Here is a 1,482-nt window from a genome sequence, read left to right as displayed (position 1 = left end):
TGCTGACGACGCCTGAATCCTGACCCCTCTGCGACGGGTGAATCTGGACCCCCTTGCCGATGGGAAGGGGTGTTGAAGGTGGAGGACTGGGCGGAGATCCGGCGCCTGCATCGGGCGGAGGCGATGCCGATCAAGGCGATCGCCCGGCAGCTGGGGGTCGGGCGGAACACGGTGCGGCGGGCTTTGGCGGCCGAGGAGCCGCCGAAGTATGAACGGGCGGCGAAGGGCTCGATCGTCGACGAGGTCGAGCCTCGGATTCGGGAGCTGCTCGCGCAGTGGCCGTCGATGCCGGCGACGGTGATCGCTGAGCGGGTCGGGTGGTCGCGGTCGTTGACGGTGCTCAAGGACCGGGTGCGGGAGCTGCGGCCGTTGTATGCGCCGGTCGACCCGGTGTCGCGGACCGAGTACCGGCCCGGGGAGCTCGCGCAGTGCGACCTGTGGTTCCCGCCCGCCGAGGTGCCCCTCGGGGCCGGTCAGTCCGGGGCGCCGCCGGTGCTGGTGATGGTCTCGGGCTACTCGCGGGTGATGACCGCGCGGATGATCCCGTCCCGGCAGGGCCCCGATCTGCTCGCCGGGCAGTGGACGCTGCTGGCGGGCTGGCGCGCGAGCCCGCGCGCGTTGGTCTGGGACAACGAGTCCGCGATCGGTTCATGGCGTGGTGGGCGCCCGCAGCTGACCGAGGCGATGCAGGGCTTCCGTGGGTTGCTGGGCATCAAGGTGATCCAGTGTCGACCCCGCGATCCCGAGGCCAAGGGGCTGGTCGAGCGGGCAAACCGGTATCTCGAGACCTCGTTCATGCCCGGTCGTAGCTTCACCTCCCCGCAAGATTTCAACGGCCAGCTCGGGGTCTGGTTGGCCCGGGCCAACCAGCGCCACCACCGCCGTCTCGGGGCCCGGCCGGTCGAGCGGTGGAAGGCCGATCACGCCGCGATGCTCGCGCTGCCTCCGGTCGCGCCGGGGTCGGGCTGGGCTACGAGCCTGCGGCTGCCGCGGGATCACTACGTCCGCCTCGACGGCAACGACTACTCCGTCGATCCGTCCGCGGTCGGGCGCCGGGTGCTGGTCACCGCGGATCTCGAGCAGGTCGTGGTGAGCCTCGCTGACGGTCGTGATGGCGTCCGGGTCGCCCGTCACGCTCGCTGCTGGGCCCGGCACCAGACGATCACCGACACCGCCCACGCCCAGGCCGCGGCGCGGCTGCGGGAGGCCTACCGCCACCAGCTGGCGCCGCCGGCCGACACCGAGGTCGCCTACCGCGACCTGGCCGACTATGACCGCCTCTTCGACATCGACGCAGACGATGAGACTCTCGAGCAGGCGATCTGATGGCGGCGAAGAGCCCCGCGACCGGCGGCCGCAACGTGGTCTCGGAGCTGGCCTATCTGACCCGGGTATTGAAGGCGCCGTCACTGGCGGCTTCGGTGGAGCGGCTCGCCGAGCGCGCCCGGGCCGAGAGCTGGACCCACGAGGAGTTCCTCGCGG

The 1,482-nt window shown here is 71.6% G+C and carries 1 protein-coding gene; it reads left to right on the top strand.

Annotation, left to right across the window (positions count from 1 at the left end; translation table 11 throughout):
- The first annotated feature begins 69 nt into the window (after nt 1-69).
- Nucleotides 70-1,326, top strand: coding sequence for an IS21 family transposase (gene istA / locus LN037_RS32060; RefSeq protein ID WP_230761173.1), 1,257 nt, complete (start codon nt 70-72; stop codon nt 1,324-1,326).
- The last annotated feature ends 156 nt before the right edge of the window (nt 1,327-1,482 follow it).

It is taken from the genome of Actinomycetospora soli (assembly GCF_021026295.1).
In the GTDB taxonomy this organism is placed as follows: Bacteria; Actinomycetota; Actinomycetes; order Mycobacteriales; family Pseudonocardiaceae; genus Actinomycetospora; species Actinomycetospora soli.
The sequence above is the reverse complement of the archived record's forward strand: the minus strand, read 5'-3'. Positions and strand labels throughout refer to the sequence as shown.